Annotated in this window: 23 protein-coding genes; 16 read left to right on the top strand and 7 right to left on the bottom strand. The window is 64.8% G+C overall.

Going from position 1 to position 26,782, the window contains the following annotated elements:
- The first annotated feature begins 7 nt into the window (after positions 1-7).
- The 9 genes from purD to AC0MRV_RS17900 all read left to right on the top strand — a co-directional run bounded on the left by purD (position 8) and on the right by AC0MRV_RS17900 (position 10,348).
- Positions 8-1,303, top strand: coding sequence for a phosphoribosylamine--glycine ligase (gene purD / locus AC0MRV_RS17940; RefSeq protein WP_472765885.1), 1,296 nt, complete (start codon positions 8-10; stop codon positions 1,301-1,303).
- Positions 1,300-1,920, top strand: a complete 621-nt coding sequence (locus AC0MRV_RS17935; RefSeq protein ID WP_472765884.1) for a hypothetical protein — start codon at positions 1,300-1,302, stop codon at positions 1,918-1,920. Before purD ends, AC0MRV_RS17935 begins: the two co-directional genes overlap by 4 nt.
- Before the next feature lie 63 nt (positions 1,921-1,983).
- Positions 1,984-2,469 (top strand): low molecular weight protein arginine phosphatase, encoded by a 486-nt coding sequence (locus AC0MRV_RS17930; protein ID WP_472765883.1) that lies wholly within the window; start codon positions 1,984-1,986, stop codon positions 2,467-2,469.
- Between the two features lie 33 nt (positions 2,470-2,502).
- Positions 2,503-3,765, top strand: a complete 1,263-nt coding sequence (glyA, locus tag AC0MRV_RS17925; protein ID WP_472765882.1) for a serine hydroxymethyltransferase — start codon at positions 2,503-2,505, stop codon at positions 3,763-3,765.
- A 97-nt stretch (positions 3,766-3,862) separates the two neighbouring features.
- A complete protein-coding gene (locus AC0MRV_RS17920; protein WP_472765881.1) occupies positions 3,863-6,505 on the top strand; it encodes a CHASE domain-containing protein in 2,643 nt (880 codons plus the stop codon).
- A gap of 144 nt (positions 6,506-6,649) precedes the next feature.
- On the top strand, positions 6,650-7,273 hold the full coding sequence (locus AC0MRV_RS17915; protein WP_472765880.1) for a hypothetical protein: 624 nt from the start codon (positions 6,650-6,652) through the stop codon (positions 7,271-7,273).
- Between the two features lie 53 nt (positions 7,274-7,326).
- Entirely contained in the window at positions 7,327-8,646 is a 1,320-nt protein-coding gene (argA, locus tag AC0MRV_RS17910; protein WP_472765879.1) for an amino-acid N-acetyltransferase, read from the top strand.
- A gap of 4 nt (positions 8,647-8,650) precedes the next feature.
- Complete coding sequence (gene dtd, locus AC0MRV_RS17905) at positions 8,651-9,106, top strand: D-aminoacyl-tRNA deacylase (RefSeq protein ID WP_472765878.1); 456 nt, start codon at positions 8,651-8,653, stop codon at positions 9,104-9,106.
- 3 nt (positions 9,107-9,109) lie between these two features.
- On the top strand, positions 9,110-10,348 hold the full coding sequence (locus AC0MRV_RS17900; RefSeq protein ID WP_472765877.1) for an MFS transporter: 1,239 nt from the start codon (positions 9,110-9,112) through the stop codon (positions 10,346-10,348).
- Here AC0MRV_RS17900 and AC0MRV_RS17895 read toward each other — a convergent pair.
- Complete coding sequence (locus tag AC0MRV_RS17895) at positions 10,317-10,547, bottom strand: DUF3253 domain-containing protein (protein ID WP_472765876.1); 231 nt, start codon at positions 10,545-10,547, stop codon at positions 10,317-10,319. The genes AC0MRV_RS17900 and AC0MRV_RS17895 overlap by 32 nt on opposite strands.
- A 133-nt stretch (positions 10,548-10,680) precedes the next feature.
- Here AC0MRV_RS17895 and AC0MRV_RS17890 point away from each other — a divergent pair, with 133 nt between their 5' ends.
- Entirely contained in the window at positions 10,681-11,619 is a 939-nt protein-coding gene (locus tag AC0MRV_RS17890) for a histone deacetylase family protein (protein WP_472765875.1), read from the top strand.
- A 62-nt stretch (positions 11,620-11,681) separates the two neighbouring features.
- Here the strand turns inward: AC0MRV_RS17890 and AC0MRV_RS17885 are convergent, their stop codons facing one another.
- Genes AC0MRV_RS17885 through AC0MRV_RS17875 form a run of 3 tightly spaced genes read right to left on the bottom strand, consistent with a single transcriptional unit; the run spans position 11,682 to position 15,528 of the window.
- The gene (locus AC0MRV_RS17885; protein WP_472765874.1) at positions 11,682-13,640 is read right to left on the bottom strand and encodes a phospho-sugar mutase; all 1,959 of its coding nucleotides are present in this window, start codon (positions 13,638-13,640) and stop codon (positions 11,682-11,684) included.
- Positions 13,641-13,682: 42 nt separating this feature from the next.
- Entirely contained in the window at positions 13,683-14,075 is a 393-nt protein-coding gene (locus tag AC0MRV_RS17880; protein ID WP_472765873.1) for a GxxExxY protein, read from the bottom strand.
- Between the two features lie 46 nt (positions 14,076-14,121).
- On the bottom strand, positions 14,122-15,528 hold the full coding sequence (locus AC0MRV_RS17875; protein WP_472765872.1) for a UTP--glucose-1-phosphate uridylyltransferase: 1,407 nt from the start codon (positions 15,526-15,528) through the stop codon (positions 14,122-14,124).
- Positions 15,529-16,373: 845 nt separating this feature from the next.
- Here AC0MRV_RS17875 and AC0MRV_RS17870 point away from each other — a divergent pair.
- Positions 16,374-16,754, top strand: coding sequence for a hypothetical protein (locus AC0MRV_RS17870; RefSeq protein ID WP_472765871.1), 381 nt, complete (start codon positions 16,374-16,376; stop codon positions 16,752-16,754).
- Positions 16,755-16,782: 28 nt separating this feature from the next.
- On the opposite strand, the gene AC0MRV_RS17865 is transcribed toward AC0MRV_RS17870, so the two are convergent.
- Entirely contained in the window at positions 16,783-17,064 is a 282-nt protein-coding gene (locus AC0MRV_RS17865; RefSeq protein WP_472765870.1) for a hypothetical protein, read from the bottom strand.
- 124 nt (positions 17,065-17,188) lie between these two features.
- On the opposite strand from AC0MRV_RS17865, the gene AC0MRV_RS17860 reads away from it, so the two are divergent.
- Positions 17,189-18,559, top strand: coding sequence for a hypothetical protein (locus AC0MRV_RS17860; protein WP_472765869.1), 1,371 nt, complete (start codon positions 17,189-17,191; stop codon positions 18,557-18,559).
- A gap of 288 nt (positions 18,560-18,847) precedes the next feature.
- On the opposite strand, the gene ptsP is transcribed toward AC0MRV_RS17860, so the two are convergent.
- Both ptsP and ispE read right to left on the bottom strand, forming a co-directional pair.
- Complete coding sequence (ptsP, locus tag AC0MRV_RS17855) at positions 18,848-20,611, bottom strand: phosphoenolpyruvate--protein phosphotransferase (protein WP_472765868.1); 1,764 nt, start codon at positions 20,609-20,611, stop codon at positions 18,848-18,850.
- A 102-nt stretch (positions 20,612-20,713) separates the two neighbouring features.
- The gene (gene ispE, locus AC0MRV_RS17850) at positions 20,714-21,616 is read right to left on the bottom strand and encodes a 4-(cytidine 5'-diphospho)-2-C-methyl-D-erythritol kinase (protein ID WP_472765867.1); all 903 of its coding nucleotides are present in this window, start codon (positions 21,614-21,616) and stop codon (positions 20,714-20,716) included.
- 419 nt (positions 21,617-22,035) lie between these two features.
- On the opposite strand from ispE, the gene pyrF reads away from it, so the two are divergent.
- From pyrF to AC0MRV_RS17830, 4 genes are all read left to right on the top strand, one after another.
- The gene (pyrF, locus tag AC0MRV_RS17845) at positions 22,036-22,731 is read left to right on the top strand and encodes an orotidine-5'-phosphate decarboxylase (protein WP_472765866.1); all 696 of its coding nucleotides are present in this window, start codon (positions 22,036-22,038) and stop codon (positions 22,729-22,731) included.
- Between the two features lie 641 nt (positions 22,732-23,372).
- Positions 23,373-24,056 carry a 2-C-methyl-D-erythritol 4-phosphate cytidylyltransferase gene (ispD, locus tag AC0MRV_RS17840; RefSeq protein WP_472765865.1) on the top strand — a complete coding sequence of 228 codons (684 nt, stop codon included), beginning with the start codon at positions 23,373-23,375 and terminating at the stop codon, positions 24,054-24,056.
- A 145-nt stretch (positions 24,057-24,201) separates the two neighbouring features.
- Positions 24,202-24,699: a 2-C-methyl-D-erythritol 2,4-cyclodiphosphate synthase gene (gene ispF / locus AC0MRV_RS17835; RefSeq protein ID WP_472765864.1), complete on the top strand. Its 498-nt coding sequence runs from the start codon at positions 24,202-24,204 to the stop codon at positions 24,697-24,699.
- A gap of 320 nt (positions 24,700-25,019) precedes the next feature.
- Positions 25,020-26,657: a peptide ABC transporter substrate-binding protein gene (locus AC0MRV_RS17830; protein WP_472765863.1), complete on the top strand. Its 1,638-nt coding sequence runs from the start codon at positions 25,020-25,022 to the stop codon at positions 26,655-26,657.
- Positions 26,658-26,782: the final 125 nt, after the last annotated feature.

Here is a 26,782-nt window from a genome sequence, read left to right as displayed (position 1 = left end):
TCGATCCATGAGCAACCTTCCCCAAAACGTCCTCGTTGTTGGTTCCGGCGGTCGCGAACATTCTCTCGTTCGCGCCATCGCCGCCTCTCCTGCGGCGCCGCGCCTGCACGCCGCTCCGGGCAATCCCGGCATGGCCGCCGACGGCGCGTCCTGCCACGCCGTGAAGGCCGACGATATCCCCGGCCTCGTCGCCCTCGCCCAAAGCGAATCGATCGACTTTGTTGTCGTTGGCCCCGAGGTCCCGCTCGCCCTCGGTTTGGTCGACGCCCTGGCCAAGGTGGGCATCCCCGCTTACGGCCCGAAAAAGGACGGGGGCGAACTCGAGGCCTCCAAGATTCTCACCAAACAGATCCTGCTCAAATACGGCATCCCCACCGCACCCGCCGGCATTTTTGAGGAGGTCGAACCCGCCCTCACCTACCTGCGGGAGCGCGGCGCGCCCATCGTGGTGAAGGCCGACGGTCTCGCCGCCGGCAAGGGCGTGATCGTCGCCCAAACCCTGGCCGAGGCCGAGGACGCCGTGCGCGACATGCTCTCGGGCAACAAGTTTGGCGATGCCGGTTCCCGCGTGCTCATCGAGGACTGCCTCACCGGCGAGGAGACCTCCATTCTCGTCGTCGTTTCCGGCACCGACTACCTCATCCTGCCCACTTCGCAGGACCACAAACGCATCGGCGAGGGCGACACTGGCCCCAACACCGGCGGCATGGGCACCTACTCGCCGGCCGAGGTCGTCACCCCCGAACTGCTCGCCCGGATCGATCGCGAGATCGTGCTGCCGTCCGTCGAAGCCATTGCCAACGAAGGCATCGATTTCCGCGGCACGCTCTTCATTGGCATCATGCTCACCGCCGAGGGACCGTCGGTCCTCGAATACAACACCCGCTTCGGCGACCCGGAAACGCAGGTTGTCCTGCCCCGCCTCGGCTGCGACGTGCTCGAGCTGCTCTGGCGCGCGACCCAAGGCCAACTCGCCGGCTTCGACCTGCAGGTGATCGAGGACTCGGCCGCCATGTGCGTCGTCATTGCCGCCGACGGTTACCCCGGCAGCTACCCGAAGGGTGACCCGATTTCACTTCCCGAACCCTTGCCCAGCGGCGTCGCCGTGATTCACGCCGGCACCGGCACCAATGACGCCGGCCAACTCGTTTCCGCCGGCGGCCGGGTCCTCGGTGTCACCGCGCTCGCCCCCACGCTGCGCGCCGCCGCCGACGCCGCCTACGAGACCTGCGACGCCATCGGCATGGTCACCAAGGTCTACCGCCGCGACATCGGCGCTCGCCAATTCGGCCGCATCGCATGAGGCGTTCACGTCACCTGGGCGGCGTTTTCTCCGCCGCCATCTTGCTCGCCGCGCTCACCCGCGGTGCCCCGGTCGATCTTGGCCACGGACTCGTCTACACCGACGCCGAATCCGCGGCCGAACTCGCCGCCACGCAGCGCGCGGTCATCGACCTGCGTTTCGTCCCGGCCGACATCGACGTGCCGGCGGTCGTGACCTCGCCCGTTCCCTCCGCCAAAGTTGTCCTGCTGGCCGGGCCGAGCGCCGCATCGTGGATCGAGCGCCTCGCTGCCCGCGCTCCGACCCTCCTGCTGCTGGCTCCGGCCGACGCCGGTCTCGCCAGCGATCTCACCGTCGCCGTCTCCGCGGCCGAAGTCCGGGAGGCGGTGGACGCCATCGCCGCGGGGACCGATCTGGTCGCGCTGACTCGTCCGCCCGTGGACAAGGAACGTTTTGATGAGTCGGCCCTCGTCCGCCACCACAACGGCGATTTGCCCGCCGACTCCGCCGACTCCGCCGAGGACGTTCCGGACGACGCCCCTGACGAGACTCCGGCGAAGGCAACCACGCCCACCGATCCGATGCTTCAGCGGGCCGTGCAGGTTCTGCTCGGCCTCAAGGCGTTGGGGCGCGGCTGATCCCCGATTACGCGCAAACCCGCCTTGCCCCCGGCCCAGAGTCGCCCTAAGTCCGTCCCCTTCATGGCCGAATCGCAACCCGGACTCCTCCTCGCCATCTGCACCGCCAACATCTGTCGTTCGCCGATGGTGGAAGCGCTCCTCGCCCACGCCCTCAAAGCCGAGGATGGCCCGCTGGCCCAGTTTCGCGTCGCTTCCGCCGGGGTGGCCGCCCGCGACGGCGATCCGGCTTCCGCCAACTCCGTCACCGCGCTCAAGAAGGTGGGCCTCGATATTTCGCAGCACCGCAGCCAGGCCCTCACCCCCGAGCTGCTCAGCGAGGCCACCGCGGTCTTTGTGATGACCGAGTCCCACCGCGACATCATTCACGCCATGTTCGAGCCGACGCCGCAGAACATCTTCCTGCTGCGCGAATTCATGCCGCCCGAGGCCGACCAACAGATCGCCGATCCCTACGGCGGCCCACTGTCGCTCTACGAACAATGCCGCGACGAGATCGTCGAAGCCATTCCCTCGGTCCTCGCCTTCCTGCGTCGCGAAATCAAATAAGCCCCCGGCCGCCGTCTCCCTTTCTCTGCATCCATGAACAACGCCTCCCTCGCCACCCTCGATCCACAAATCGCCGCCGCCATCGCGGCCGAACGCTCCCGCCAGGAGAGCCACATCGAGCTGATCGCTTCGGAAAACTTCACCTACCCTGCCGTCATCGAGGCCCAGGGCAGCGTGCTGACCAACAAGTATGCCGAGGGTTACCCGGCCAAACGCTGGTATGGTGGTTGTGAACACGTCGACGTCGTCGAGAATCTCGCCATCGAACGCGCCAAGACCCTCTTCGGCGCCGAACACGCCAACGTCCAGCCGCACTCCGGTTCGCAGGCCAACTTCGCCGTCTACACCGCCGTGCTCCAGCCCGGCGACAAGGTTCTGGGCATGAACCTCGCCCACGGCGGCCACCTCACCCACGGCAACCCGGTCAACTTCTCCGGCAAGCTGTATCAGTTTGTGCAATACGGCGTGCGCGAGGACACTGGACTCATCGACTACGAGGAGCTCGCCGCCGTTGCGGAGCGCGAGAAACCGAAGATGATCACCGTCGGCGCCTCCGCCTACTCCCGCGTCATCGACTTCGAGCGCATGGGTCAGATCGCGAAATCGGTCGGGGCCTACCTCTTCGCCGACATCGCCCACATCGCGGGCTTGGTCGCCGCCGGCGTGCACCCGTCGCCCGTGCCGCACGCCGACTTCGTCACCACCACCACGCACAAGACGCTGCGCGGTCCGCGCGGTGGTCTCATCCTCTGCAAGGAGGAGCACGCCAAGGCCATCAACTCCGCCATGTTCCCGGGCGGCCAGGGCGGCCCGCTCATGCACGTCATCGCCGCCAAGGCCGTCTGCTTCGCCGAGGCCATGAAGCCCGAGTTCAAAACCTACGCGCAGCAGATCGTGAAAAACTCCCAGGCGCTCGCCGCCGCCATGATCGCCCGCGGCTACAAGCTCGTTTCGGGCGGCTCCGACAACCACCTCTTTCTCGTCGACTTGCGCGACAACCTCCCGGACCTCACCGCGAAGAAGGCCCAGGAGACCCTCGATCTGGCCCACATCACCTGCAACAAGAACACCGTGCCCTTCGAAACCCGCTCGCCCTTCCAGGCGTCCGGGATTCGTCTCGGCACCCCGGCGGTCACCACCCGCGGCTTCGTCGAAGCCGATATGGAGGAGATCGCCGATTGCATCGACACGGTCCTCAAGGCCATCGACACCGACGGACTCGACTCGGCGCTCGATGCTGTGAAGGCCCGGGTCGCCCAACTGACCCAGAAACACCCGTTGCCCTACCCGGCCTAAGGCCCGCCGCCCAAGACCTTTTCGTCGCTTCCGCCTCGGTTCGCCGCGGCGGCATGCTGCTTGCGTCGGCCGAGTAGGAAAACGCCTTGCCTACCCGATGAACCCTGCTGCGCCCGCGCCCGGACCTCGACGTGCTTCGCTGCGACTCGGCCTCAGCACCCTGCAGTCGCGCATCGTGATCGCGACCGTGGTGGCGCTGGGACTGGGCCTCAGTGCCTGGTTTGCTCAGCGCGCCCGCCGCGCCGAAAACGCCCGCATCAACGAGAGTTTCCGCAGCCTCACCAGCTATCAAACCGCCGCGAACAACGAGCGCGTGCGCTTGCTCGCCGAAATCCTCAAGGGCCTGCGCCGGGGCATCGCCTACCAACCCGATCTCTCGCGCGAGGCCTTCGAAGGCATGTGCTTCGAGATCCTCGCCGCTTACGAGGGCTTCCAGTCCCTGCAGTGGGTGCAGCAGGTCGAGGCCGCCGACCGGCCGGCGGTGGAACGACAAATGCGTGCCGACTACGGATATCCCATCGAATTTAAATGGCGGACCGAGGCCGACGGTTTTCGCAATGCCGAACCACGGGACAACTACCGCGTCATCCGCTTCGCCACCCCGCTTGAATCCAACGCCATCGTGCTCGGCTACGATGTGCAAACCGCCCCGACCGCCGTCTTCCAGGATCGCGCGATCGAAACCCGGGATATGGTCGTGACCGCCCCCTTTCGGCTCGCCCAATCCACCGCCGAGAACGAGGAGCTCGGCATCATCTTCATTCTGCCGGTATTCTGGCCCGGTGAGGGCGAAACCCCATTGCGCGGCTTCGTGCAGGGGGTATTTCGGGCCAGCGGCATCTTCGAACCCTCCGTCTTGCCGGAGAATCGCGAACACGCGATCTACCGCTACTTCGACCAAACCGACTCCGCGGAAAATCCGGTTTTGCTTCTCTCCACGGACCGACGCGGCGGCAACACCCGCTTCGAACACCCGCCGGTTACTCCCGGGGCCCCACCGCCTCGTTTTGAACAACAGGTGATTTCCATCGGCGGCCGCGAATGGCTCTTCGTCGCGCAGGCCCGACCGGAGTGGATCAGTAGCCTCGGCAACCACCAGTCGGAACTCATCATCGGCGGCGGCTTTACGACGACGCTGCTGGCCGCCTTCTTGTTGCTCGGCTTTTTTCGCCGCTCCCGCTGGGTCAACCAATTGGTGGCCGAGCGCACCCAGGCCTTGCTCACCCAACAAGGCGAGCTGCAGGCCATCCTCGACCACAGCCCCAACGCCATCTGGATCAAGGACCTCACCGGCCGCTACATCCTCGCCAACCGCGAGCTGGAACAGATCTACAACCGTCCCCTCGACACCGTGCTCGGCGCAACGGATGACCTCTTTTATCCCGCCGAGGTCGCGGCCGAGATGCGGGCGGCCGACGAACGCGCGCTGCGGTCCGATTCCCACATCCTCATCGACGGAAAATACGACATCGGCGGCGAGGAGCGCCACTACTACACGGTCAAATTCCCCGTGCGGCGCGAGAATGGCGAAGTGTTTGGGGTCGGCGGTATCGCCACCGATGTGACCACCTTCAAACGCGTCGAGGCCCAGCTGGCGGAAACCCAGAAGCTCGAAAGCCTCGGCGTGCTCGCCGGCGGCATTGCCCACGATTTCAACAACCTGCTCACCGGCATGCTCGGCAACGCCTCCCTCATTGCCCACGGGTTGCCGCCGGAAAACGACATCAGTGAATCCGCCCGCGAGATCGAGACCGCCGCCCGCCGCGCCGCCGAACTCTGTCGCCAAATGCTCGCCTACTCCGGCCGGGGCAAATTTGTCATCGAGCGTCTCGACCTCAGCAAGGCCGTCGAGGAGCTGGTGCCTTTGGTGAAATCGTCGATCGGTTCCAAGGCGGTCCTGAACCTCTGCCTCGCCAGCGACCTCCCGCCCGTGGACGTTGACCCCTCGCAACTCCGGCAGATCATCATGAACCTGGTCATCAACGCCGCCGAGGCGCAGCCCCCCGAAGGCGGTCCCGTCTTCGTGACGACCTCCAGTCGGCAGGTGGATGCAGCCACCCTCAGCCAGGGCGTCGGGCACCCCGACCTGCGGTCCGGTCCCTACGTTTCTTTTGTGGTCGAAGACCACGGCCACGGCATGGATACCGACACCCTGCGGCGCATTTTTGAGCCCTTCTTCACCACCAAGTTCACCGGGCGCGGCCTCGGTCTGTCGGCCGTGCTCGGCATCGTGCGCAGCCACCAGGGAGCACTGCTCGTCGACTCAAAGCCCGGTGCGGGCACCACCTTCGAATTGCTGCTGCCCGCGGCCGAAGGCGACTTGGATCACCGCCTCGACACCGCCCTGCCCCCCTCGGCGCTACCGCCCATGCAAGGCCTGCGCCTCTTCCTGGTCGAAGATGAACCCACCGTCTACAAGCTGGTCAGTCGCGTCCTCGTCCAAGCCGGGGCCCAGGTCACCGCCTACCAGGACGGCGCACAAGCGGCCGCGGAATTTGACCCCAGCAAATTTGACCTCGCCGTGCTCGATCTCACGGTGCCCGGCCTCAGCGGCCGCGATGTGTTCCATCGCTTGCGAGCGCTCCAGCCCGACCTGCCCGTGCTGCTCATCAGTGGCTACACCGAACAAGAGGCGGCCGACCAGTTCAGCGATGTTCGCCCCAGCGGTTTCCTGCAAAAACCCTTCACCTCCCGCGAACTCATTCGCGCGATCGACACCATCCGCGACGACGCGATCTAAGCCCCGCGCAAGCACCGGCCCTACCGCCGCCTGCCTGCCGCCCCCGCGTCCACTTCAACGTTCCCCTTCAATTCAGCGGCCGCCCGGCGGCCCGGCGAGTTTCCGCTTTCAGCGCGGGGCAATGTGATTTTTGATCCGCCCTCCATGCCTACGCCGCCGCCACAGTTTAATCGCAAGCCCTGGCCCATGAAGTGGGTCGTGCTCGCCATCGTGGCCTGCCTCGTGCCCTACACCTGGCTCACCCTGGCGTATCGCAAAGACGGCAAGGCCTACGAGCCGTATCAGGATAACAAGGACCGCGCTCAGGTGCTGCGCCTGCTCGACGCCGGTTTCCGCCGCGTCGACCTGCAACTCGAACGCCTCGTCGAACCCGCCGCCGGCTCCGGCACCCCGGCCGAAACCCAGGCCATCGCCGGTGGCCTGCCGCCCCTGCTGGCTGATGTCTTGATCGACAAGCCTCCCGTGCCGTCCGCCTTTCAGACCGTGACCGCCCCCGCCGCCCAGCTCGCCGGCGCGCCTTACACGCTCCTGCTGACCGCTGAGCAACCGGATCACGACGAACGCCCCGCCGCCTCCACCCTTTACCTGCGTGGCACCGAGGCGGTGTTCATCGTTGGCTACGACGCCTTACCCGGCGAACTGCAGGCCCGCGACCTCACTGCCCGCATTCGCCTGACGGTGCCCCCGCAGACCTTCGCCGCCGGCACCTACCACGGCACCCTCATTGGTGCTCGCGAATCGCGGCGCTGGACCTTCGAGGTCCGCTGACCGTAGTCCCCCTTTCTGCTTTTCCGCGTTTCAGTTTTTCAGCGTTTCCCAACATGTCCTCCCCGACCGCCAATTCCGCCGCCGACACGATGATCAAACCGACCGATCTGCGCGGCATCCTGAAATACATTCCGCGGTTCCGGGATCAGATCTTCGTCGTCGCCCTCGACGGTGCGGTCATCGCCGATGACAACCTGTCCAACCTGCTGGTCGACATCGCCGTCCTGCGCAGCCTCACGATCAAGGTCGTGCTGGTGCATGGCATTTCGGTGCAGCTCAAGGAACTCTCCGAGTCGCGGGCCATCGCCATCACCAACGCCGACGGCACCGGCGTGACCGACAAGGCCACCCTGGATCTCGCCGTCCGCGCCTCCTCCCGCGTGTCGCACCTGGTGCTCGAAGGCCTCACCCAAAACGGCCTGAAGTGCGCCATCACCAACGCCATTCGCGCCCTGCCCGTGGGCATCCTCAAAGGCGTCGACCAACAGTTCACCGGCCGAGTCGACCGCATCGACAAGGATACCCTGCACCACCTCATCGCGGCCGACATCATTCCGATCATTCAGCCCATCGGTTTCGCGCCCAACGGCCACACCCTGCGGATCAACTCCGACCTGCTCGCCATCGAAATCGCCGAGGCCCTCGACGCGACCAAGGTCATCTACCTGAGCAATCAGGACGGTCTGCTCATCAACGACGAGCTCCGCCGCGACATCTCAGTCGAAACCCTCTCCAAGACCCTCGAAACTTCCCCCGATTCGATCGCCGCCGCCGCCCGCTCCAAGGCGGTGCATGCGGTGAAGGCCATTGAGAGCGGCATCCCGCGTGTCCACCTCGTCGACGGCCGCATCTACGACGGCTTGCTCAACGAAATCTTTTCCAGCGAGGGCGTCGGCACCCTCGTTTACGGCAACGACTATCAACAGATCCGCAAGGCCACCCGCAGCGACGTGCGTTTCATCCACAGCCTCACCCGCAGTGCGGTGAAGCGCGAGGAACTGCTTCATCGCACCCAGCAGGCGATCGAGAAAAACATCGACCAATTCTACGTCTTCGAAGTCGACGAAAACATCATCGCCTGCGTGACCCTGCAGTTCTACCCGGACCGCCCGGAGATCGCCGAGCTCGGCTCCCTCTACGTCATGCCCTTCCACCACAAGCGGGGCGTCGGGCGCAAGATGGTGGAGTTCGCCGCCCTCCGCGCCAAGGAGCACGGCGCGTCCCAACTGCTGGCCCTCTCCACCCAGAACCCCGGCTTTTTCACCAACACCTGCGGTTTCACCGAGGCCGAAAAGACCGCCCTGCCCGCCGACCGCCTGAAGACCTACGAGGCCAGCGGCCGCAACGCCAAGGTGCTGGTGCGCTCACTCTGAGGGCATGCGCGCCGTCGTTCAACGCGTCACCCAGGCCAAGGTCACCGTCGACAAGCGCGTGGTCGGCGAGATCGGCCCCGGCGTGTTGATCCTGCTGGGTATCACACATCCGGATACCAAGACCGACGGCCAGTGGCTGGCCGACAAGATCGCCAAACTGCGCATCTTTCCCGATGAGGGCGGCAACATGAACCGCTCGCTCCTCGATACCGGCGGCGAGGCGCTGGTGGTCAGTCAATTCACCCTGCACGCCCGCGTGCGCAAGGGCACGCGCCCGTCCTTCAACGACGCCGCGCCGCCCGCGCAGGCCGAGCCGCTTTACGAAGCGTTCCGCCAGCAACTCTCCGCCGCCCTCGGCGGCCGCCCGGTGCCTGGCGGCGAATTCGGCGCCATGATGGCGGTAGACCTCTGCAACGACGGCCCGGTGACCCTCATCCTCGACACGCCGCAAAAGGCCTGAGCGATGGGCTATCTGCGCTTCATCCGCGAGCAGCCGGTCGAAGCCGCCTTCGGTTTCGGCACCACGCTGTTCACCAGCGTCGGCCAAACCTTCTTCATCTCGATGTTCGTGCCTTCGCTGGTCGCGGCGCTGCCGCTGACCGAGGGGCAGTTCGGCACCGTCTACGCCGCCGGCACTCTCGTCGGGGCGCTTATGCTTCCTTTTGCCGCGGCCTCCTATGACACCACCCCGCTCGCGCCCTACACCCGGCGGGTATTCCTCGGACTCGGTCTCGCCGCCCTGGTCATGGCCGCCACGGTGCACCCGGCGATTCTGTTCCTGGCGGTCGTTGGCCTGCGCTTGTGCGGCCCCGGTCTCGTCACCCACATCGCGAACACCACGATGGCCAAGGGCTTCGAACGCCGGCGCGGACTCGCTCTCGGACTGACCTCCTTGGGCTACCCGCTCGGCGAGGCCGTGTTGCCCCCCTTGGCCGCCGCCCTACTCATTTGGATCGACTGGCGGCTGCTGTGGATCGCCATCGGCGTCTTTTATCTCACCGCCTTGCCGTGGGCGTCGACCCGACTGATCGCCCGCGCGCGGTTTGAAACCTTTGTCGCCGCCGACTTCCAGGCCGGCCCCAGACGTTCAACGCGCCGCCAATTGGTCGACGCGTTCAAACTCATGGGACGGGATCCACGCTTCTGGTGGATGCTGCCCATTCAGGTGCTTCTCCCCATGTTGGTGACGGCCGCGTTCCTCTACCAGGCCCCCATCGCCGTCAGCAAGGGCTGGAGCACCACCTTCATGGCTTCGCTGTTCACGCTGTTTGCGATCTTCCGTGCCGGCACCTCGCTGACCTCCGGTCATCGCATCGACCGGCTGGGCGCCATCCGGCTCGCGCCGTGGGTCGCGTTGCCGGTCACGCTCGGGTTCCTTCTCCTGGCGTGGGGACAGCATCCGGCCATGGGCGTAGGGTTCTTCGTGCTCACCGGACTCACCGCCGGTTCCTCCGGCAATGTGCTCACCGCCATCTGGGCCGAACTCTACGGTCCCGCACAACTCGGCACCATCAAAGGCCTCACCGGCTCGCTGGCGGTGTTTTCCTCCGCCGCCGGTCCGGCCCTCGCCGGTCTGCTGCTGGAGTTCGGCGTCAGTTACAGCGCCATGCTGACCGGCTTCGCCGTTGCCACGGGCTTGGCCTGTTTGAGCGCCACGCAGGTCGTGCGCCTCACTCGGACCTGGGCTTTGCCGACAGCGTGATCCGAAACGGTCCCCGCAAGGTCGCGAGATCAGCAGGTTCGCCGCGCTGGGTGACGCAAAGTTCGCCGCGCTCCGCCATGGTCCGATAGGTCGGCCGTAGTTTCGACAAGGTCGTGCCCAGCCGCCGCGCCAGCATGCCCGGACACATCGTGGTGCCAGGTTTGAGCTTCGCCAGTTCCGTCCAGATCGCCTCTTCCACGCTCGCAGCGAAATCTGCTCAAACCCATTCGCAAGTCCCGCCTGAACGTGGCCAAATTTTGCGAACCGGCTTACCTTTTGCGTCTTTTGCGCCTTCCTGCGGCCATACATCACGTTTTCCGCGAACCGTTCGCATGCGCTGCTTTTACCACCCTGACTACGTTTTCCCGCTGCCTCCCGAGCATCCCTTTCCGATGGACAAGTTCTGGCGCGCGGAAGCGATGTTGCGCGAAGCCGCCCACCCGCGCGTCGTCATCGAATCGCACGCCCCCGCGAGCGCAGAGCAATTGCACCGCATCCACACGGCGGAGTATCTCCAGTCGATCCGTGCCAACACCCTCGACAAGGCGGCGGCTGTGCGACTCGGTCTCCCCGCCAGCCCGGCCCTGCTGGCCCGCTCCGCGCTTGAGGTCGGCGGCACCCTGGCTGGCACGGCTGCAGCGATGCAGGACGGTCTGGCCTGCAACCTCGCCGGTGGCACCCACCACGCCTTTGCCGATCGTGGCCTGGGTTACTGCGTGCTCAACGACGTCGCGATCGCGATCCGAGAGCTGCAGGCGCATCGGCCGGAGTGGCGTATCTTCGTGATCGATACCGACGCCCACCAAGGCAACGGCACGCACGGCCTTTTCGCACGTGATCCCAACGTCTTCACCTACTCCAACCACGTGGGGAAGAACTATCCGGCCGAAAAAACCCCCGGGGACCTCGACGTGCCCCTGCCGCGCTACGTAACCGGCGCCGACTACCTGGACCAACTCGAGGCGACGCTGCGTCCCGCGTTCGAGGACTTTGCCCCGGACTTTGTCTTTTGGATCGCGGGCGCCGACCTGCACGTGGACGACCGCTTCGGCCAAATGCGCCTGCACGACGAACATTTCGCGGCGCGGGATCACCACGTGCTCGACCTCGTCACCCAGCACCACGTGCCGACCGCCGTGCTCTACGGCGGCGGCTACAATCGCGACCGCGTCAAAACCGCGCGGCTGCACGCGGACACGGTCTTGCGGGTGGCGGACTACGCGAGCAAACCGGGCTCACCGAGCCCGGCTACAGTCCGGACTCCGCTGTAGCCCGGGTCGGTGACCCCGGTTCGTGTGAACGCTGTAGCCGGGGTCGGTGACCCCGGTGGCGCTCAACCTTCGGCGCGGGCCTTGGCGTCGGCTTCGATCGCGGCCTTCACCTTGCCCAGCTCCTCGGCCACGGCCGCCTTGGCGGTTGCGAGATCGGAGCCCTCGCCGACCGGCGCCTGCGCGAAAACGTAGAACTTCATCTTCGGCTCGGTGCCGCTACCGCGGGCGGCGAACGAGTAGCCGTTGCTGAGCGTCACGAAATAGAGGTCCTGCTTCGGGATGAGCTCGCCGTCAGCGTCGCTGATATCCTGCACGCCGAAGTCTTCGAACTTCGTCACCTTCACGTCGCCGAACGCTTCCGGCGGATTCGAACGGTAGGTATCGAGGATCCGCTTGATCTTTTGCGCACCGGTGGCGCCCTCGTAATAGAGGTTGATGGTGCCTTCGGTGAAGTAACCGTGCTGCTGATACAAGGCATCGAGTCGATCGAGGATCGACTCCCCCTTGGCCTTGGCGGCGGCGCAAAGTTCGGCGAACATGAGGCAGGCGGCGTTGCCGTCCTTGTCGCGCACGTAGTCGTTGGGCAGGTAGCCGTAGCTCTCCTCGGAACCGAAGGCATAAAAGGTCGAATGCTCCTGCAGCAGTTTCGCCCGGGAAGCGAACGGCGTGGCGTCGTAGTCGAGGCCGATGCCTTGCTTGAGCAACGCTGCCTTCAACTGCTCCTCGTAGCCGCGCATCTTGGAGGCAATCCACTTAAAACCGGTGAGCGTGTTGATGACCTTCACGCCGTGGCCCTTGCCGATCGCGTCCTGCAGCGGCGAGGTGACGAAGGTCTTCACGAGTGCGACCTTTCCCGAGCCTTCAGCCGGAATCCAGCCGAGCTCCTTGTATTTGCCGATGCGGTAGTCAGCCAACAAGGCACCGATCTGGTTGCCGGTCAGCAGGTGCATCTTGCCGTCGTTGCCGCGCACGGCGCAGCCCATGCGATCGCAGTCGGGGTCCGTCGCCACGATGACGTCGAGGTTCTTTTCCTCCGCCATCTTCACCGCCAACGCGAGGGCTTCGGCGTTTTCCGGATTGGGCGATTTCACGGTGGGGAAACGGGAATCAAAACCCGCCTGTTCCGGCACCTCGTGGACGTCGCAGCCAGCGTGCGCCAACAGGGGCACGGAGGCCACGCCGCCGACGCCGTGGATGTTGGTGAAACCGATGGAGAGTTTGGTCTGCTTGAAGACCTCGGTGTCGATCGCAGCCTGGGACGCCGCCGCGAGGTAGGCGTCGTCGGCCACCCGGCCCAAAGTGATGACCCGATCGGGCGACACCTCGAGGAACTGGGACAGCTCCGTCAACGGCACCTGACCCACTTGCGAAACGATGCCCTTGTCGTGCGGCGCGACCACCTGGGCACCGTCCTCGAAGTAGGCTTTGAAGCCGTTGTCGTGCGGCGGATTGTGCGAGGCCGTGATCACGACGCCGCAGTGGGCACCGAGCCAACGCACGCTGAAGCTGAGTTGGGGCGTCGAGCGCGGACCATCAAAGATGAACGCATTGCCGCCGAGTTGGATCCAGGTCGAGGCCGCCAGTTCGCAGAAGTGACGCGAAAAGTGACGAACGTCATGCGCGATCACGATGGTCGGCACCTCGGGACGATCGGACTCCTGGAGAAAACCGCTCACGTAGCGGAAGAGCCCCACGGTCGCCCGCACCAGGGTGAAGTCGTTGAGGATGTTGCAGCCCGCCGCCGCATGCTCGGGCGTGCCCTGCGGACCGAGCGTGCCCTCTTCGACGGAAGTCACAATTCGCCCAATGGTGCGTCCGCGCATGCCGCCGGTGCCGAAGGCAAGGTCGCGGTAGAAGCGGTCATTGAGTTCGTCCCAGGCCTGCTGCCCCACCAGTTCGTCGACACTCTGGTTCACCCACGCCGGCAAACCGGCCTGAAGCCAGGTCGAAAGATTCTCGACCGTGGAAGGAAGCAATTGTCCGGCCTCACCGGCCGCTTTGATGGATTCGAGGGTGCTCATGAAATGAAGTTGAACCGCTGATTACGCAGATGAACGCAGATTTTAGGAAGTGCTTTTGGCGACACGCTTCACCTGAAGCTTGGCGTGTTTGAAGTTGAGGAGAAGGGCCAGGTCCAAGCCAGTCACAGCCAGGTAGCCCAGCATTTGGGCAACATGCGTTTCGGAGAACGATTCTGCAACCTTCGGATCCACGATGACCTTTCCGCCGACGATAAGATCAGGAACGAGCCGTCCAATGAGCTCCCTCTCGTAGTAGACGGGGAAGCTCTGCTGCTGCTCCACATCCAAACCAGCTTTCCGCAGCTCGATCACCAAAGCGTTCTCGTAGAGCTTCTCATCCAGTCCCGGTTTAAGTGTATTCAGAACCTTCATCGCAGCGCCAATGATCCGGTGACTCAATTCGCCCTGCGGGAAGTCACATTCTACCGCATTCATTGCCTCTCCGTATCTGCGCCCATCAGCGAAATCTGCGGTTAAGATTCTACGCCAGCACCGTCCCGGCCTCGATCTGCGGTGTGGGATCGGCGGCCGCCCAGGACGCGGCGAACGAGGCTTCGTCGTAACCGAAGGACGGGGCGACTTCGAATGTGACCGCCGGCAAACCCGTGTCGTCGACCGCAAGCGCGGCGCCGTGGGCATTGGCCCAGCGCGCAAACTGGCGCAATTGATCGGCCCGGCTGGTCGCCGGGCTGTCGACGCCCTCGGCATTCTTGACCGGGGAAAAATCGTCCTCCCGCCGTGTTTCGATGATGACCGGATTTTTCGCGAAAGGCAGCGCATCGAAGACAAACATCTCGAACTTGATGCCGTTCGGCGCGTCGGGTTTCACCGGCGCACCACTTTCGTCCACCGTGGGGATCTTTTTGTTGGCGCGATGAAACGGCAACGCGACCCCTTCGCCACCTTGGGCAAGACGGCGCACAAACTCGCGGTCGAGCACATGAATCGCGATGCTGCCGGCCAGGTAACGCAGCTCACCGTTCGCGTCGGTCTCTTCCTGCATCTCGCTCGGCAAATCGGAATACTCCACCACCACCGTCTTGCCGCGCTGCTCGCAGAAATGGCCGACCTTTTCGCCGGCGTAAGCCTTCGGCACCATCTTGCTCGACATCTCCGAGCCCCGCAGCACGTGCCAGCCAATGAAGGCCGGGTCGATGACCCGGATGAGGGGATTGTCCACTTGGAAGTAACTGATGATGTCGATGCCCCGCGCCGCCAAAAAATCGAGCGCGCCACTGCGATCGAGGGCCCGCAGCGAGCCCCCGTGACCATCCGGGGACATCGCGATGCTGCCTTGGCTGGCGAGCATGATCTTCCCGTTCATGTCCACCGCCGGCATGCGGCCTTGGCGGAAGAAGCGCACCTGCTCCGGAGCGAGGCCGAAGAAGGCGTGCTCCCGCAAAAACGACTCGGTCGCCTCGTGATTCTGATGGCTGGTCATGATCAGCCACGGAATCACCACGCCGTAGCGTTTTCCGGCGGCCCCAATCTTTTCGGCAAAGACCTGAAAGAGGGTTTTCTCGAGCACCGGCGTGACCGGAAAGGTGCCCTTGGGTCCATCGTAACCGAGCCGGGTTCCCTGCCCGCCCGCAACCGTGAAGGCCGCCACTCGGCCGGCGCGCAACGCCTGTTCCCCCGCCGCCAGGGCCTTGTCCCAAGCTGCGGCGTCACCGCCTTGCTCCGGACGCTTTTCGTAAGGCGCCGGAGTCAGATCACTCAGATCCACGCCCGCTCCGTGATCGCTGTCGATCAGCTCCCGCTTGAGACGCGCGACCTCGGCCAAGTCGATTTCGGCCGCCTCAGCCAGCAAGGTTTCCTGCGCGTTGGCGTCGAGGGCGTCGTAAAAGGCGAAGACCTGCCCTTGGCCCGCATCGCGGAAGGCAGCCATCAGATCAGTCGGTGAAAGCTGGGACATTGGCCGACCACGTTGCGAAACCCGCCCCGTCCGCCGCAACGCCATAAATGCAACGATCGCACGCGCATCGCACAAAGGAACCGCCGGAGAACCACCGCCCCCTCTAGCGGAGGAGGGCCTCACCGCATCGGCGCCATCTGCGGTTAAAACCAACCGCCGACCAAGCGAGGTTTGACCGCAGATCAAGCAGATAGCCACAGATCCACTCCGCCGCCCTCACGCCGTCCGGAGGTCGGCGTCCACCAACTCACCACAAGGTCAACGCCGACGCCTGTCCCGCGAACGCGGCGATCCCCGACCGCGACTTCGTTGCCCCTCGGATCTGTGCCCATCTGTGACCTCAGTGGTTAATAACCCACGGTGCCTCTCAACATCTGCCTCATCCGCGGCCCCAATACCCGCGTTGCCTCTCCGCTATCCGCGCTCATCTGCTTGATCTGCGGTTAAAACCAACCACCGACCAAGCGAGGTTTGACCGCAGATGGCGCAGATAGCCGCAGATCCACTCCGCCGCCCTCACGCCGTCCGGAGGTCGGCGTCCACCCACTCAACACAAGGTGGCCGCCGACGCCTGTCCCGCGAACGCGGCGATCCCCGAGCGCGACTTCGTTGCCCCTCGGATCTGCGCCCATCTGTGACCTCAGTGGTTCAAAATCCAGCCCTGCCTCTCAGCTATCCGCGCCCATCTGCGTCATCCGCGGTCAAAAACCATCCCTGCCTCCCTGTTCCCAGCAACCAGCCCACCAGCTCCCAGTCTCCAGCTCCCAGCCATTTCCTCGTTTGCGCGGCGGAGTTTTCCCGTTTCCTCTGAGTCACCCATGTTTTCCGTTCCGTCCGCTGTCTTTGCCGCCCCGTTTTTCCTGGTCTTCGAGCTGGCGCAACTCGTGGTGAGCGAACGTCACGTCGGCGTGAAACAGATCAAACGCGGCACCGACCCCCGGCTCGACGGCCCGTCGAACCGGGTGGCGGGTTGGTGGGTGTTCATGCTCGTCATCTACTGGTTGTGGATGGGCGGTATGCTCTACTTCCCTTTCTCGCGTGTGCACATGTGCATCCTCATCGGAGTCTCGCTGATTGGCTACGCGTTGCGCCGGAACGCCGGCCTGAAGTGGATCTTGGTGATCCTCACCTTTGAGGGCGCCATTCGCATCGGCATTCTCATCTCTCTGCTCGGCCGCACTTGGCGGACGCTGCACTGAAAGCCAAGGCGCGCTCGCCGACGCCGCCCTACCGCTGCAGTCGGTTGCGCACCATGCGCTCGTCTTCGCTGAGCAACGACTCGCGAAAGAACGCTTCCGCTTTCGAGAGGAGTTTGGCGTATTGGGAATATTGCCCCGCCCACGAATTTGGCACCGACATGTGTTGAATCGTGCCCGGTTTCACTCGTCCATTCACCGTCTCGGCCGCGAAGCGCACGGCCATCTTCGGGTCATGCGTGTGGACCACAAAATACTGCGTCGAGCCGTCGGTGGCTTCCTGTTCGATGCGCACGAAGTGAGGGAAGTTCATGTCGCTGGGCAAAAGCTGCGTGCCCCCGCCCCGCCGCGCAACCCAAAGGTCCGCCCATTGGTCACTTCGCAAAAATTCAGCGTTCCCGTGCGACCGGTTTTCCGTTTCGCTTTCGCTCCGTCACATGGAACTCCCCGACGACGCCCCGAAGCTCCCCAAAATTCCCTTCATCATCGGCGACGTGATTCTACTCGGCGTCGCGACCACCCTGCTCTACCGGCTCGGTGAAACCCCGACCACCGCCCAAGTGGTGGCAATCATTGCCTGCGCCGGGCTCGGCGTGACCTGTTTTCTGGCCCCGTTTCTGATCACCTACGCACGGAAGCAGGAGCAGCAGCTGATTGAGCGCCAAGGCGCGCTCGAAGCCCTCACGCGCACCACCTCCGCCGCCGCCGACCAAGCCAGCATCGCCGCCAACGGCCTGCACGAGATCGCCGAGGTCACCAAGCGCAACCTGCATTCATTGGAGGAACTCCCGGCCAAGATTGAAGCCGCCCGCCAGTCCGCCAAATCCAAGGAGAACCACCAGCACGCCACCGCGGTTGAAGCCCTGCGCAACGACTTCGACCAGCTCCGCGAAGAACAGTCCGGCTCGACCGAATCCACCACCCAGCTCCTGGAAAAACTGAGCGAACAGATCGGCGACTTGGAATCCCGCTTGAGCGCGCGCTTGGGCGAACTGGATTCGCAAGTGGCCGCACTCAAAGTCGCGCCCGTGCCCGCTCCAACTCCCGCACCGACACCGGCACTGGCGTCGGCGCCCGAACCGGAACTCAAACCCGAGCCCGAACCTGAGCCGGAACCGGAACCCACGCCGGAGCCAGAACCGGCCGCGCCAGCGTCCACCGAACCGGATCCGGAAACGGCTGCGGAACCACCAGCCGAAGAGACCGCGGCCGCGCCGGAACCTACGCCGGAGCCGGAACCGGAAACAAAGGCGGAAGCACCGCCCAAGCCCAAGAAGAAGCCGCGCAAGACCGCCCCCAAAGCCGTCGAGCCCTCCCTCTTCGATTCGATGGATGCGGCGGCGCCGCCGGAACCGACTGCTGCAGAACCGACGGAGGAACCTGAGGATGAGGAGGAGCCATCAGACTCCGCGCCGGAGCTTGAGGCCGAACCCGAAACAGCCTCCAGCGAAGTCACGGCGGTCGCAGACGAGACCGACACCGACGAAGTTTCCGGCGAAGCCGCGCCATTTGACGACGAGCCACCACCCGAACCTTCGCTCTCGTCAGACGGCCTGACGCGACTCACGGTCACCGCCTACATCGGCATCGGCAACCGCTTGTTCATCCGCGGCGACGGCCCCGGCCTCAGCCGCGAGGAAGGCACGCCCCTGCAATTTGTTTCGATTGGGAAATGGCGCTGGGAAACCGACGCCGCCACCGCACCCGTGAAGGTCTCCATCTGGAAGAACGACCAGATCGAATGCACCACCCTCGGCGAAATCGAACTCGCTCCCGGCGCCCAGCTCGAAACCAGCGCCAACTTCTGAGCGCCCTCGGCAGCGGAGTGTGGCACCGCAGATTTCGCAGATAGACGCAGATCCACTCCGCCGCCCTCACGCCGTCCGGAGGTCGGCGTCCACCCACTCACCACAAGGTGGACGCGGACGCCTGTCCCGCGAACGTGGCGATCCCCGACCGCGTCTTCGTTGCCTCTCGGATCTGTGCCCATCTGTGACATCAGTGGTTCAAAAACCAGCCCTGCCTCTCCGCTTTCCGCGCCCATCTGCGTAATCTGCGGTTAAAACCAGCGTTGCCCACCCGCCCGGTCCCCCCAGCTACGACCGCATGTGCGCCCGGTAAAAATCGATGCACAGCTTCTCGATTTCCTCCGGTGAATCCATCTCCTTCGTCCGCTCAGCCAAAGCACGGGCCTCGTCCATGCGCATGTTGCGGATGAGATACTTGGCCGCCGGCAACAGCGGTGGCGTCATGCTGAGCTCGTCCACCCCGATGCCGAGCAACAGCGGCACATAAACCGGGTCCCCTGCCATTTCGCCGCACACGCTGACCTTGATGCCGGCCGCATGCGCCGCCTGCACCACCTCGCGCAACACGCGCAACACCGCCGGATGCGCCGGCTCATAAAGGTGCGCCGTGCGTTCATTCACCCGATCAATCGCAATCAGGTATTGAATGAGGTCGTTGGTGCCGATGCTGAAGAAATCGCACTCCTGCGCGAGCCGGTCGGCCGTGAGGGCCGCACTCGGAATCTCGATCATGCTCCCCACCGGCATGTTCGGATTGTAGGCTTGGCCCGCCGCGTCGAGTTCCTGTTGGCATTCCGCCAGCAGTGCACGCGCTTCGCGCAGCTCCTTGGTGCCACTGATCATCGGGAACATCAGGTGGACGTTGCCCACCGCGCTCGCGCGCAGGATCGCCCGAAGTTGGGCTTTGAATATATCGCGGTGTTCGAGACAGAACCGAATCGCACGGAACCCGAGGAACGGATTTTCCTCCCGCGGAAACAAATGCGGCGCGCCGCTCATGGGTTTGTCGCCGCCCAAGTCGAGCGTGCGGATGACCACCGGATGCTCGCCAAACGACTCCGCCACCGCGCGGTAATCGGCAAACTGTTCCTCCTCGGACGGAATGCGGGGCGCGGCCAGGTAGAGGTATTCGGAGCGGAACAAGCCGACGCCCTCCGCCGCGTGTTCGCGGACCAGCCCCACCTCGTCGGCCTTTTCGATGTTGGCGCGCAGCGGCACCGCCACGCCGTCCCGGGTGACGCACGGTTCGTGCACCGCGTCCATCAGTCGTTTCTCGAAACTCTGCTTTTCCGACCGCAGCTCACCGTAACGATAAAGGGTCTGCTTGCTCGGGCGGATGATCACGACCCCGTCGTAGCCATCGACGATGACTTCCTCGCCATCCTTGATCTGCTCCATCACCCCGCGCACGCCGACCACCGCGGGCACCTTCATGGAGCGGGCCACGATGACCGCGTGACTGGTCTTGCTGCCGGACTCGGTGACGATGCCGAGGGCGGACGAACGATCGAGCGTCGCCGCGTCGGACGGCGCGATGTCATCGGCCACCACGATGCGACGCCCCAACAGTTCGCTCAGACTCTCGGCGGTCTGCCCCATCAGGTTGTGGAGCACGCGGAACGCGACATCGCGAATGTCGCCCGCGCGCTCGCGCAGGTATTCATCGTCGATCTCCGCAAAGGCACGAATGTAACGCTGCGCGACCGTGTTGAAACAGGCCTCCACGTTCTTGCCGGTCGTATGGATTTCGCGCTCGGTTTCGGAGATGAGCGCCTGATCCTCCAGCACCATCAGGTGCGCGTCAAAGATCTGCGCCTCTTCTTCGCCCAGGTTCTTTTCCACCTGATCGCGGATCACCGTGATCTGCCCCCGCGTGGCCATCAGCGCCTGATTGAAGCGTTCAATTTCGGCAGGGCGCTTGTCCTCAGAAATCTGATACTCCGGCACCTCCAACTCCGCCTTGCGGTAGACAAAAGTGGGCCCGTAAGCGATTCCCGGCGAGGCGGAGATTCCGTGCAGAATCACCTCGGGTTTGGGCTCGGTTGCGGACATGTGGCTTGGCGGAGATAAGGGGATGAAAACGAAATTAGGCGGCGCCTCCCGGGGGCGGCTCCCCACGATAACCTTCCCCCTCCCGGAGGGGTCAATCCGGATTTACAAATGGGAACGCAACACCCGGGTGACAATGCACCACGCCGAGTCCCCCCAACCTTCCCGCACGGTCGCGATGACCGCCTCTGCCTCGACGCCGTCCTCCAGGAAAGCGTAGCACGCGCTGCCGCTGCCACTCATGCGTGCCCGCACCCCATGGACCTCATGGAGCTGCCGAATCATCGTCGGCAGCGCGATGAACTTGCCGAAGGCCGGCACCTCGAGGGAATTGAACCCCAAGTCGTGCACCGACGCGCGCGCCGCGTGGCACCAGGCCTTCACCCACGCCTCGGCGTCCGGTTTCGGCAGATAACCCGCCGGCGCCCCGGCGGCGAGCGTGTGGTAGGCCCAGGCCGTGTTGATGCCAAAGGCCGGTTTGAACACCAGCAGTCGCAGCGCCGCCAGCCGATCAGCGGCCTGTCCCGGCAACGGCTCCAGATGCTCGCCCCGTCCCCGCATGATCATCGGCCCGTCGGCCAGAAACAACGGGCAATCCGAACCGATCTCGGCCGCGAGTTCGTGCACTTGCTCGGGTTCAAGCGCGTGGTCCGCAAGCTCGTTCAAGGCACGCAAAGCCATCGCCGCGTTGCTGCTGCCGCCGCCTAGGCCCGCTCCCATCGGCACCCGTTTGACCAAATGAAACGCCGCACCGCCGGCGTAGCCGGTCTGCTCGCGAAAGCGTTCGGCGGCCCGCAGCACCAAATTGTCTCCGCCCAGCGGCACCGCCGGATCATCACAAGTCAGCGCGAATCCCGCCTCCGGTCGGGGCGCCACGGTCAGTTCATCCCCAAATGCCAAGGGGGCCACGATCGACACGAGCTCATGAAAGCCGTCCTCCCGTCGGTCGGTCACCGCCAAAAACGCATTGATCTTCGCCGGGCAAAAATAGGTCTGAGCGTTCTCCACAGTCGGCGGAATCTGAGCACCCGGCGGATGACAAACGAGGGTAAACCACCACTTGAGCCGAAAAGCGCAAAACGACCAGGCAGCAACCGAACCACCATGAAGGCAGCCCGCGTGCGGGCGCTCCCCTGCCCTTCGGTCCCAGCCACCAGTCCCAAGTCCACCACTCCACCGCCGTCGGGCGTGGCAAGCCACGCCCCTACACCTAGCCCCATGTAGGGGTTTGGCTCGCCAAACCCGCAGTGCGTCAGCCGGACACACCACCTCTCTTAAACTTGAACTTTCCACTTCAACTGCGGCGCTCCGCGCCGCCACCAGCCCACCTGCCACCAGCCACCAGCGACCGTCCACCAGCGACCAGCACCCAGATTTCAGTTTTTCAGCATTTTAGCTTTTCAGCTTTTCCGTTCTCCTCCTCCCCAATGCCCACCCAACTCATCCTCGCCCTCGACGTTCCGGATCGCGAAACCGCCCGCCCGCTGCTCCAGCAGCTGCAGGGCTCCCTGCCTTGGGTGAAGATCGGCCTGCAGATGTTCACCGCCCACGGCCCGGACTGGGTGCGCGAGGTTTCCGACCTCGGCTTCAAGATCTTCCTCGATCTCAAACTGCACGACATCCCCAACACGGTGGCCAAAGCCGTGGAGTCGCTCTCGGTCCTGCCCATCGACATGCTCACAATCCATACCTTGGGAGGACGCGAGATGATGGCCGCCGCGGTGGCCGCGCAGCAGGAAACCAAGCCCGACCTGCAACTGCTCGGTGTCACCGTGCTCACCTCCATGAACGCCGAGGCCTTGGCCGCGATCGGCTGCAGCGACGCCCCCGCCGCGCAAGTCAGCCGCCTCGCCGCGCTCGGCGTCGAAGCCGGCATGAGCGGATTCGTCTGTTCCCCGCTCGAAGTCGCTCAACTGCATGCCGAACTTCCGGCCGATACCCAGTTGGTCACGCCCGGCATCCGTCCAGTCGGCGCCGACAAAGGCGATCAATCCCGCATCATGACCCCGGCCGACGCCGCCCGCGCCGGCTCGACGCACATCGTCGTCGGCCGCCCCATCCTCAAAGCCCCCGATCCCGCCGCCGCCGCCCGCTCCATCATCACCGAGCTCAACCTCGCGTAGGCCCCCGTTTCGCCGGCTGCCACAACACCGTCCGGATCACCGCGTCCTCGTTGCCTCACGGATCTGTGCCCATCTGTGTCATCAGTGGTTCAAAAAACCAGGGTGCCTCTCAACATCTGCTACATCTGCGGTCCCAAAACCCTCGTTGCCTCACCGCTATCCGCGCCCATCCGCGTTATCAGCAGCCAGTACCAACCGCCGACCAAGCGACGTTTTACCGCAGATGGCGCAGATAGTCGCTGATCCACTCCGCCGCCCTCACGCCGTCCGGAGGTCGGCGTCCACCCACTCACCACAAGGCGGACGCGGACGCCTGTCCCGCGAACGCGGCGATCCCCGACCGCGTCTTCGTTGCCCCTCGGATCTGTGCCCATCTGTGACATCAGTGGTTCAAAATCCAGCCCTGCCTCCCCGCTATCCGCGCCCATCTGCGTATTCTGCGGTTTAAACCAGCGTTGCCCCTCCGCCCAGCCCACCAGCGACCAGCCCCCACCAGCAACTAGCACCCACCAGCAACCAGCCCCCACCAGATTCGTTTGACGGAACGTCCGTCAATTGCGGCACTCTAAGCCCCTGTTCAAAAGGTTGCTCCACCTCTGGAACTCAGCTTTTCAGTTTTTAGCTTTTCAGCTTTTCCCCACATGTCCCGCACCGCCGCCATCCTTCTCGCCGCCGGTTCCGGCAAACGCATGGCCGGTGCCGTCGATGACAAAATCCTCGCCCCGCTGGCCGGCAAACCGGTGTTCTCGCACAGCGCGGCCACCTTCGCCGCCAGTGGCGTAGCCGACCTCTACGTCATCGTCTACCGCGACCAGCGTCAGATGCTCGAGCTCACTGCCTTGGCTCCGACGCCGACCCTCTTCGTCCCTGGAGGCAGTGAACGCCAATACTCCGTCGCCAACGCCTTGGACGCGCTGCCGGCGGACATCGAACAGGTGTTCATTCACGACTGCGCCCGCCCCTTCGTGCGCATCGAACACCTGATCGCGCTGCACAAGATCGTGCGCAAGGAAGGCGCCGTGGTGCTCGCCCATCGCGCCACCGACACGATCAAACTCCACCGGGATGATGGTCATCTCAAGACCCTCGACCGCGGCGCGCTTTGGGCGATGGAGACCCCCCAGGTTTTTGAACGCGAACTCATCGTCAAAGCCTACAACCGCGCCGCCAATCGCGGTGTGAAGCTGACCGACGACGCCGCGGCCGTGGAACTGCTCCGGCACCCCATCGCGCTCCTCGAGAACAGCCATCCGAATCCGAAGCTGACCACGGCCCACGACCTGCCGTGGTTCGAATACCTGCTCCAATCCGCCTCCGCGGATTGAGTCGGTCTTAAGGTAGGGCGGGACCGCTGGGCCCGCCGCCGAACGTAGAGTTCGGTTCACCATCCGGACGGCCCAGCGGTCCGTCCCTACCTCAACACCGCATTTCCTCTTTGCGCCTCTTGCGCCTTTTTGCGGCTATTCCGTGATGAATCCCTTCCGCATTGGCCACGGTTACGACATTCATCGCATCGTGGCGGGACGCCCGATGGTGCTCGGCGGCGTGCGCTTTGAGGTGCCTTACGGACTCGACGGCCACTCCGATGCCGACGCGCTCACCCACGCCATTTGCGACGCCCTGCTGGGCGCGGCGGGGCTGCCCGACATCGGCCACTTTTTCCCCAACGACGACCCGGCCTTCAAGGACATCGACTCCCAGAAACTCCTCGCCCGCGTCGCCGCGGAACTGCGGACCCGCGGCTGGGAGATCGGTAACATCGATGCGTCCCTCATCGCGGAGAAACCCAAGATCGCGCCCGTGCTCGCCGAAATGAAAGCGCGCCTCGCCGCCTCCGCCGGCGTCACCGTCGAGCAGCTTGGCTTGAAGGCCACCACCAACGAAGGCGCGGGCAGCCTGGGCCGCGCCGAAGCCATCGCCGCCCACGCCGTCGCGCTCATCCATCGCTCGGCTGCGAGCGGTGGATGAGAAATCCCAACACTCAGCGTAGGCCAACGGGCGAGGTTTGCACCGCAGATCACGCCGATATCCGCAGATCCACTCCACCGCCAGACGCCGTCCGGAGGTCCTCGTCCACCCACTCACCGCAAGGTGGACGCGGACGCCTGTCCCGCGAACGCGGCGATCCCCGGCCGCGTGTTTCATGTGCCTCTCCTCCTCCACGCCGACGGCCCTTTGCCTCCCGGTATCTGTGCTCATCTGTGCAATTGCCTCGGCGCTTCGCCTCTCGGGTGTCGCTTCGCTCGAAAGTGGTTTAAAAAACGCGTCTGCCTCTCAGCATTCCTTTCGTGCCTCTCCGACTCCCTTCGTGGTCCTACCTCTCTGCCTGCCTCGCTATCTCGTGTCTCCTCTTTGCTGGCTGCAAACCGCGTGAGACGAACGTCGAGTCCGGCAACCGCACGCAGACCCTGCACCGCGGCATGGGACCGGCGCTGGCGAACCTCGACCCTCACCTCGCCACCGGGACAACGGACTACAACGTGCTCAGTGCGCTCTATGAAGGCCTCGTCGCCGAAGACCCTGTCGATCTCTCCCCGGTCCCCGGCGTCGCCTCCCGCTGGGACGTGTCCGCCGATGGCCTGCACTACACCTTCCACCTGCGCGCAGACGCCCGTTGGTCCAACGGCGACCCGGTCACGGCGCAGGACTTCATCGCCTCCTGGCAGCGCGTGCTCTCCCCCCAACTCGGCGCCGATTACGCCAACCTCCTCTACGTGCTGGCTGGCGCCGAAGCCTATCATCGCGGCGAGACCACCGACTTCTCCACCGTCGGCATCGCCGCGCCAGACGACTCCACCCTCGAGGTCACGCTCGCCTATCCCGCCCCCTACTTCCTCTCCCTCCTGCAACACTGGATGTGGTATCCCGTCCACCTGCCTTCGATCCGCGCGGTGGGCGATCCGCTCGATCGCAACACGCCCTGGGCGCGGGTTGGCACCATGGTCAGCAACGGTCCGTTTCAATTAAGCGATTGGCGTCACGGCGAGCGCATCATCGCCACCCGCAACCCGCACTACTGGGACGCGGCCACCGTGCGGCTGCAGGCGATCCACTTTCATCCCTTCGAAGGCGTCGACACCGAGGAACGCGCCTTTCGTTCCGGCCAGATCCACCTCACCGACGCCCTGCCCGCCGCCAAGATCGAAACCTACCGCGCCGACGCGCCGAATAAACTCCGCATCGATCCCTACCTCGGCACCTACTTCTTCCGCCTAAACACCCGGCGGGAATTTCTGGCCGACGTCCGCGTGCGTCGGGCCCTCAACCTCGCCATCGACCGCACCGCCATCGTCGAAAACATCCTGCGCGGCGGCCAGATCCCCCACGCCGCATTTGTGCCGCGCGGCACCGGCAGCGGATACGAACCACCGACCCCGCCCTTGCTGGACTACGCCGCCGCCCGCGAGTTGTTGGCCGACGCCGGTTTCCCGGATGGCGCGGGTGCACCGACCGTCGAGATCCTGTTCAACACCTCCGAAAACCACCAACTGGTCGCGGAGGCGATTCAGGCCATGTGGCAGCGCGAACTCGGGCTCACGGTCACCTTGCGCAACATGGAAAACAAGTCGGTCCTGCAAACTCGCCGCAGCGGCGTCTACGACATCCTGCGCTCGGTCTGGATCGCCGACTACGACGACCCGACTTCCTTCCTCGACATCATGCGCGGCGACAGCGGCAACAACTACACCGGCTGGGCCGATCCCGCTTTCGACGCCCTGCTCGATCAGGCCGCCCGCACGACCGACCGCGCCGCCCGCCAAGCGTTCCTGCGCCAAGCCGAACAACGCCTGCTCGACGGCGCCCCCGTCCTCCCCCTCTTCACCTTCACCCACGTCTTCGCCATCGATCCGGCGGTCCGCGGCTGGCATCCGACCCTCCTCGACCACCACCCCTACAAACACGTGTGGCTGGAGCCGGCAAGGTAGGGCGGGACCGCTGGGCCCGCCGCCGAACCACGGACGGCCCAGCGGTCCGTCCCTACCCATTTGCGGCTTTTGCGTCTTTGTTTCTTCGGCTGCCCTGAAGGGCTCCCGCCTCAGTCCCCCCCTTG

The sequence above is a fragment of the Actomonas spartinae genome, from assembly GCF_051209155.1.
Lineage (GTDB): Bacteria > Verrucomicrobiota > Verrucomicrobiia > Opitutales > Opitutaceae > Actomonas.
This window is presented reverse-complemented; position numbering and strand designations above follow the sequence as displayed.